Source organism: Clostridium sp. CAG:221 (genome assembly GCA_000435835.1).
Classification (GTDB): Bacteria; Bacillota; Clostridia; order Clostridiales; family Clostridiaceae; genus Clostridium.
In genome coordinates this window covers 1-9,372 of the sequence record FR883375.1, presented here as the reverse complement: position 1 = coordinate 9,372, position 9,372 = coordinate 1, and the positions used below count along the sequence as shown (strand labels likewise).

Sequence of the window (9,372 nt, the reverse complement as noted above, 5' to 3'; positions counted from 1 at the left end):
TATCCTGTGGTTTCTCTGGAGTTCCTGGCTTCTCTTCTGGTACATCCGGTGTTTCAGGCTTTTGATCTGGTTTCTCTGGAGTTTCTGGTATATCTGGTGTTGTATTATTCTGAGCTTCCTTTACAACTACTATTATCTCTAATGTAGCTGTATTTCCAACACTATCAGAAGCAGTATATACAACTTTATATTTTCCAGATATAGTTGTATTTATACTTTCTACAACTTCATCGTCTTTAGTTATTATCTTTGTTACTGCTACATTACCTTCAACATTATCATATGCTGTTACTTCAGGCTCTACATATTCACTTCCATTTTCTAAAACTATAATTTTATCACCATTATACTCAAATACTGGTGCTTCCTTATCAGCTTCTAATACTTTAACTTTAACAATCAATTCTGATGATTTATTACCACTTGAATCAGTTGCACTATATGTTATTGTGTATAATCCTTCTACATTTGAATCTATATCTTTTACAACTTTACCACTTTCATCTTTTATTACATGTGTTACAGTAACATTTTTATCTAAATTATCCTTTGCCTTTACATCTGGCATTTTAAATTTAGAACCATTTTCAACTATCAATTGTGATGCACCATCATAAATAAGAGTTGGTGCCTTTATATCATTTTTAGTTAACTTATAAATTTCATTTTCAAATTCATCACTATTTGGCACTCTTACTGAAATATAATGTGACTCTTCATCAATATTAGCAGTTCTTAATAATTTAAATAAGCTACTCTTCTCTTTTAAAACTAACTTATATTCAATTTCACTTGCACTTATAGTTTCTTTATCTTGTAGCATAACTTTATATTCGTCTTTTGCAAGATTTAATAGTTCCTTTAATGAATCAATATTTTCTGTTTTATATATTACTGGTGATTCTTCTGTTCCTTCTCCACCAACTACAGTTATATCCTCTGGTAACTCCTTGAAGTCATGTGATACACTAAATGTAAATTCATCAAATGCTCCACTACCATCAACTGCACTTACTGTAACAGTTGCAATACCATATCCTTTTGCTACTAACTTAACACCATTTTCAGTTTTTTCAATTGCAATAACTTCTTCATTAGAACTATTCCACTCTATTTCTTTATTAGTTGCATTATCAGGTGTAACTGTTGCAGTTAATTCAATTTCATCATCACTCTTTATATAATGATTTAAGTTTTCTTTATTGTTTATAGTAACATTTGTTGCTAATATTTCAACATATTCTGTAATAACAATTCCACCTGTACTATTATCAATCTCTTTAGGAACTCTTACTTCTAAATATACTGTTCCAGAATTTCTAAATACAGCTTCCTTTTTAGTCATTTCAAAGCTATATTGAACATAATTTGAAAACTCTTTCTTAGTGCTAGTTATCTTATAATCTTTAGTTGCTTTACTTAATTTTTCATTTAATGAAGTTATTCCATCAGCATCTATAACTTGTACAGCTATTGATTCTTCCTTTGATGAACCTTGTCCACTATTAGGTAATTCTGCTGTACTTCCATTACTAACAACAATCTTTCTTGTAACTGTAGTTACTGCATTATCTTCATCTGTTACTTTGATTTCAGCATCATATCTACCTTCTCCATTTATCTCTGGAACTGTAACACTTGTTGTGTAACTTGTTTCATCAGTTATATTAATTCCACCTAAAATCATTTCTTCTGTTACTACTGTTCCACTCTTTATAACAATAGCACTATCATGCCCTGATACTATTGGCGCTCTATTAACTCTTACTGTTCTTTGAAGCTTAGTAGTTTTGTTTCCTGAGTCAGTTACAGAATAATTTAATTTATATTCACCTGGTACTGCAGTATTTACTTTTCCATCTATAGATAATTGTGAAGTTAAATCTTCATCTCTATCATCAGTAACAGTTACTCCTGCTTTTGGATTAAAGCTTTCTCCTATATTAACAACCTTATTATCTGCCCCGTTAATTACTGGTGCCTTATTAACTTTAACAGATACTTCTCTTTGTACTTCAGTAGTCTTTCCATACTTATCAGTTGCAGAATATGTTAATGTATATTTTGTATCTTCTTCTGGATTTAAGTTTAAATCTCCAGTTACATTTACTTGAAGATTTCTTCCTTTAGCATCTGTTGCAGTTACTCCTTGTAATAAATTAAATACTGTTCCACTTTCAATTTCAACTTTTTCAGCTCCTGTAATTGTTGGTTTTTCAAGTTCTGTATTATACTTTACATTTACCATTAATTTAATAGGCTCTGATTTTTCACCCATACTATCAACAGCATAAACTTTAAATGTATGTGTTCCAACTTCTTCCGAAGTAAATTCTGTTATAAGTGGTTGCGTATCTTCTTTACTTTCATCAGTTACATTAGTAATATCTCTTACTTCTAAAGTAACTTCATCATTATCTTCGTCTGTCTTTTGTAATTCTTTTATATCATTAAATACTAGCTTTTCACCATCATATATATCTATTACATCTTTATTTGTTGTAACTTTTGGTGCTGTATTTAAATTTATAGACTTTTCATTATAATTAACTGCTAAATCAGAATATTCTGTATTATCTTTTGCAACATATTTGAATAATTCATTAGTATTAGGAATTATATTATATGTTCTATTATTAGAATCCTTTGCTTCTATTTCTAATGTAAATAATTCTACCTTATTTCCTGTTTTAGGTAATGCACTATCTGATGTAATAATAACATTTAAAGTATTGTCTGCTTCGTTATATGTATAATCTGTAAATATGCTATTTTTAGATGGCTTTTCACTTTCACTAGTTTTTGCCTCTACTGTTTTTGTAAGTAAATCAGCTATTTTATATGTTCCATCTTCATTAGATTTTATCTTTACATTTCCATCTAGCTTAATACTAAATTGCATAGATTTAGCTATATCTTGAATATTATCTAAAGATACCTTTACTGTATTACTAGTTAACTTTTCAACATCAAGATATACAGCTTCTTCTGAAGCTCTGTAAGTAGCTGCCTTCATTATCTCCGGAGCGGCATATATAACTGCCGCCGTCGAAGATATAGCTAATGCTGAGGCAATTGCAACTTTAACTCTTGTCCTTGCTCTCTTCATAAGTTATTCCCCCATTACTATTATCTATTTTCAAATGCTTTGTTCATTAATTCACCATTTATTTCCATCACTGTTGTATTTTCATTTTTAATTGCTCTTGCATTAGAACTATTAAACTCTATTTCAGGTAATGTGTTTAAATCACTTGGTAATTCATATAAGAACGTATCACTTACTAATCTTTGACCTACTGGTGCTCCATTATTATCTAATTTATTGTATCTGTAAAGTTCAGCTTTAATTGAAGTTCCTTCTATATTATCTACCTGACCTTTATCGCTCTCTACTTTTCCTTGATTATTAGGTTCTATCCAATAAATCCAAGTTCCTTTTGCCACTTCTGAAAGCTCTGAATTTTCTGGTAATGTAGCTAAAAGTATAGTATTTGCTTTTATTGCAAAGTTTTCATCATTTTCATTTAATACTAAAGGTATATTAAATGCAGGATTTCCTCTATACTCACCTGTTACAATTATAGACCCCTTTGGAATAACTTTGCCAGATTCATATTCATAATCAGATTTTAATCTACCAATTCCATTTTTAGATAATTGTTCATTATTATCTGTTCCAATTTCTATATTATCACCAGCAGCCGTTAATAAATCTAACTCTGCTATTGATATTTCAGAATTTCCTTTAGCAACTAATTTAACATATCTTGCATCATATGACCAAAGTTGTTGTGCTTCTGTTTTACCATCTTCGCTAAAATATACTGTTTGAGTAGTCTTAGTGTTGTCAAATGTTCCACTGCTTGCTAATGTCCAGCTATTTCCATCTAAACTTGTATACACTTCATATTTTGATATAGGTGTATATACCTTTTCTGTATTTCTACTGAATAGATTTCTAAATGAGAATTTCTTAGCAGAATTTTGTGGTGCTGTGTAAGTTAAACCTACTAATGAATTATTTTTATTTAAATCAATAATTACATATGGATCTTCTCTTCCATCTTTCATACCTTGGAACACTGTATCTGTATTATTGTCATTGATTCTCTTTATTACACCATGTTGCATTGTTCCATGACCACTATGTTCATCTCTTTCATCTTCATCATTAGTTGTATTAGTACTTAATACCCAATCAGTTTCAGAAATACTTCCATTGTGAGCTATTTTAAGTTCTCCTATAACTGTTTCTTCAGTTTTATTTAAATCATAGTCATAAGCAACAACCTTATATGCTACAACTCTATTATTTAATGTATCTATTGAATCAACATAAGTTGTTACCCCTGATTCACTTGTTCTGTCTCTTTCAACAAAACCTACTGGCGATTCCACAATACCTGTTGCTGTTGATTCTTTTCTTATAATTTCATATCCTAAAATCTTATCTGAATCTTTTGTTACACTTAAGTTTAATGGAACTTCCTTTTGATTTAAGTAAGATTTAGAAGTAATTTGATTTCCTTCATTATCTGTTCCAAAGTTTGCTACTACTGCTGTGTCATTAGTCATAGTTTCAGTATTAGATGTATCTAATCTTCTTCTTCTTGCTTCATCATTTAAGTAGTATATAGCTCTTGTTTCTTTTTCATACTTCATTTCATCTAAATACTTATTAGTATTAGGGCTTGCTAATATTCCCCACTTCTCAAAGAACTCTCTTAAATCCTTTTGTGCTGCATCAGAAGCTCTCATGATAAATGTTTGTTCTACTGCATCATATCCTTCTTCCTTTGGTGCTGCTGCTTTCATTCTATTAGCTCTATATAACTTAGCATAGAATGAATCATTATTTGGATCTGTATCTTTATTATTTTCTAGCATTTTATAAGTTTCATTATTATCATATGCTAAATGTAATTGCCAATACATTCCTAGTTTTGCACCTATATCACTGGTTGCTCCAACACTACCTGATGTTACTTTGTCATACATTGTAGTATAAGTTCCATTTTCAAGTCTTGAATTTGCATTTCCATTAAATGTTTGTACAATTAACCCTAAAATATTATTTGTAACTTCAGCTTGAGTTAATCCTGCTACATCTTGAGTATGTCCAATTTCATGAGATATACCCCATCCATATAAACTACCTTCATTAGGATTAGTTATATTTCCTGTAGCATTAAATTTAAATGGTACACCTTGTACTAATCCAATACCAGAGCCTGCATCTATTCCAACATGATGAGAAGATGCATACATAAATGCTCCTGTAAACATTCTTTGATATTTTATATTTATACGGCTTCTTGGAGCTCTATGTTTGTTAAAGTATTCTTGTTCTGTTAATCCATCAATTAAACTAGCAGTATCAGATTTATTATTATCTATTCTTCCATTATTATTAAAGTCAATAGCTGTTTCTGTTACACCTTTTAATGAATATGAAATTTCCATAAGTTGTTCCCAAGCTAAAAGTGCATCATATAATCTGTCAACTTCAGCATTTTCGTCTCCATTAAGTCCTTGTGTAATACCTGTTAAAACTTCTGTTGCGCTAAGAGTTAACATTACTCTTTCACTTTCAATTTCTGTACTATTTAATACAGCTGTCTTTTCATCATATTTGTATTGATTATTTTCCTTATCTTCTACTGTTGGGTAAAGACTTGGTAAATCAGATACATATAATTTAAGATTTCTTATGTATTCTCTTATTAAATTCTTAGCTTCTTCTTGTTTGTTACTATCAGTTATTATATTATTTACATTTAAATGCGGAATCTTACTTCCACCACTTACACGCACATTTATTTTTTGTTGTTCATACCATCCTGAAACAGGTCTTATATATACATTTCCACCTTTTTCAACATCCATATTAAACTTACCACTTGGTACAGTTACTTCATTTTTACCATTTCCAATTTGTACAGTTCCTAAGTTCCATGTTCCACTTTCTGCATAGTTTTGAGTAAATAATACTTCATATTTGGTGTGTGCTCGTCCTTCTTCAGTTCCTACATAAATATTTATAGTTTCACCTGGTTTAGCAACAACTCCCAATGATTGCCATGCATTTGCTTGACCTAAATTTGGTGAAAAATCAAGTATACTTCCATCAATAGTTAACACTTCTTTATTTAAATTTACATCATCTAAAATCTTTTGTGCTATTTCTAATTCATCTAAAATATTTTTTTGATTTGGATGGTACTCTAAGCTAACTGGATCTATAGCTTTAGCTCTTTCTACAAGTCCATCAATCTTCGCTTGATTTACTTCATCTTTTAATACAAGCTTTAAGTCATCTGCAAATAATCCATTTACCTCATCTTCTAAGCTATCATAATTATAGAATTTCATTTCTGATATACTTAAATTACGTCCTCCTGCAAGATTAAGCTCAACTTGCTTTGCTGTTACAGGCTTTGGTAATTTTACTTCTACATAATTAACTCCATTTTCTGCTCTTTTACTAGAAACTCTAATATCGTTAAGTTGTATTACTTCAACTGGATTATTATATGTTGTATCATCATTTGAGTATACTCTTAATTTAGCTTGCCATGGTAGTGGGTATTTAGAAGTATTTTCTAACTTTGTAGCAAATCTTATAGTATCAAATGTATATTCCTTATCAAATGTTACTATTGGAGCTCTTTGTCCATAATGTACTCCTGAATCCCAATCATTAAGTACCCATGTAGTTGAGTAATCATTATCAAATATACTCATACCATCATTATTTGAAAGTTCTAATGCACCACTTCCTTTTACTGTAACTTTTTCTATATGAGTAACCTTACCATCTTCAACAGTATTTATTAATCCATAGTTTGTAAACTTAGGTGGAACTATTGCTGTTGTCTTTCCTAAATAAGTTTTCGATAATCCACCTGTACCATGATGATTTGTTGCTGTCATCTTAATTTCATATGTTGTTTGATCTTCAAGACCAGTTATTTCATAACTTGTACCTCTTATTAATTCATTTGAATCAGTTTTTTGTTCAGGTTTTAAGTTATAAGCTCCATCTGGTACATCATTAGTTGTATTACTATCTACATATTTAGGATCATTTGGATCATTTGCCTTTATCCATGCACCTGTTCCAATTTTTCTATAATATAAATCATAGTCTTTAGCTTTTTGATGTGCTTTCCAACTAACTTTTAAGCCTTTATATGTTCCAGTAACAGTTATTCCTTCTGGACCTTCCGGTGCCGTTTCTGGTATAACTTGTAATTCAACAATTGAATCTGCACCAAAATAATTTTTATTTGCTACTTCATCTTTTGAATTTGTATCTAAATTACCTGATGTAGAATTCCATGCATGTGGCATATAGTTATTATCAACATTATCTGGTTTACCATCTTTATCATTTACATTAGTTGCTAAATTTGTTTCTCCTGTTGCATTAGCATCATAATCATCTTGCTCATCTTTATATCCACTTGCCCAATCCTTACCATTTAGAGATTGAATACTAAATCTATAAACACTATATGGTTTTACTTGAGTTATGTTTAATGTATTTTCGCTTGTTTTATAGTGATTAGTTGAAACTACATTTCCATTTTCGTTAAGCTCTTCAACTTTTATTTCATATCCTGTTACGTTTGGTTGGTGATCCCATCCTATAGTCATAGCTTCATTTCCAACAGCAGTTGAACTTGTAAAGCTATTAATTACAGGTATATTCATATTTGGTTTTGGTAATTCTTTATATACATTATTTAAAAATTCAACCTTTGCAATTTCTGTTAAATTTTTATTACTTCTACTACCAGTAACATTTATAGTTATTTTACTAACGGCTACTTGCTTTCCTAAGTCAATAACTATTTCATCCATTGCTTCACCTGAAGCTGTTCTAGCTAAACTTTGTTTTACATTACTTTCATCATATTTGTATTCTACACCATCAATAACAACACTTCCTGATGCTGGTCTTGTATTTCTAGGTGCCTTTATCACCACTTGCTCCATGTTTATAGTATTTTCTGCAGCAGTTCTTAAAGACGCTGCTTCTATTTCTGAATCACTTGTTGAACCTGATAAACTCATTGGAATACTTATTGGATTTTCTTCAGATATTTCTGGAGCCTCTTCACCATCAACTGTTTTTGTTGATAATGATATTTTTGAACCATCACCTACTAAAATATTCTTTATATCTTGTCCTTCTCCTATAGAAACTTTAGTATCATCTAACTTAACATCTACAGCTTCTGGATTTATAATTGGATCAGTATCAACTACTTCTGCTGTCTTAACTGTTGCTCCTATATTTCCATGTATGTAAGTTAAATCTGTTATGTCAACTTTTGAATCTCTATTTATGTCATATGTAGTAGTATTTGTTTTATTTTTCATTTCTGCTTTAGCAGCTTCATAATCTTCTTTTGTTACAGAGTTTACTCCATTAACATCTCCTGCTAAAAATACACCTGGATAATATTCAACATTAGCTTCTGATTCATTCTCTGAATTATTATCAGATAATACTATTCTATTATCGCTTGTCCCTATCTTAACTCTTTTTGATGATTTTGTTATATCAATATTACTAACATTTGCTGTAGCATATCCTGCTCCTTCAACTTTAAGAGAATACTGTCCTAAATCTAAGTTAGTAAATGTTAATTGATAAAAATTTAATTCTTCAGCATCATTTTCAATTGCTATTCTCTTTCCATTTAATGCTTGAAGAGTATAGTTAACATTCCCTATTGTTCCTTCTAAATTATCATTACCTAGTTGAACTTCTCCTACCTTTTCACTATCTTTCATTAAAGTAACTTTTATATTTGTTTTTTCTTTATCAGTGTTTTTTATTGGCATAGCAAAATTCATGTCTAGTTCTAACTTACCAGTTACACTCACCTTTTTATTTGAATCAATACTATCACTTGGTTTTTGCTCATTATTATCTTTTTCTGATGAATTATCTTTTGAGTCTTCCTCTGAATTTGAATTATTGTCATCTCGTTCATTAGAATCTTGATTTTCTTTTGATTCATCATTATTATTTTGGTCATTTACTGGTTCTTCATCAAAAGATTGAGTATTATCATATTTAGTTTCATTTGATGAATCTTCAGCAGAAACATTACTTATCAACTCAGTTTTATTATCTGCAAAAGCTGCAACTGGACTAAATTGAGTAGTTATCATAGCAGCAGCTAAAATGCATGATATTTTTCCTTTATTCATAATTTCCCCCTAGTTGTAATTTTAAATTATTTACATTTTTAAAATTTTATATTTCACTTTATTGGTAAATAATTTTATTTTCGTAATTTTATTATATATTTTTTTTTACTATCAAAAATAATTTTTTCGCGAATTTATAAA

Annotated in this window: 2 protein-coding genes; both read right to left on the bottom strand. The window is 29.8% G+C overall.

Annotated features, from left to right (window positions below; translation table 11 throughout):
- A partial coding sequence (locus Q5O44_RS03120) for an immunoglobulin-like domain-containing protein (RefSeq protein ID WP_302637244.1) occupies positions 1–3,109 on the bottom strand: 3,109 nt, incomplete at its 3' end.
- Between the two features lie 20 nt (positions 3,110–3,129).
- Positions 3,130–9,231 (bottom strand): M60 family metallopeptidase, encoded by a 6,102-nt coding sequence (locus Q5O44_RS03115; RefSeq protein ID WP_022166931.1) that lies wholly within the window; start codon positions 9,229–9,231, stop codon positions 3,130–3,132.
- Positions 9,232–9,372: the final 141 nt, after the last annotated feature.

Coding starts and splice junctions, on each gene's coding strand:
- Q5O44_RS03115 (WP_022166931.1), bottom strand. CDS start 9,231: ATGAATAAAGGAAAAATATCATGCATTTTAGCTGCTGCTATGATAACT.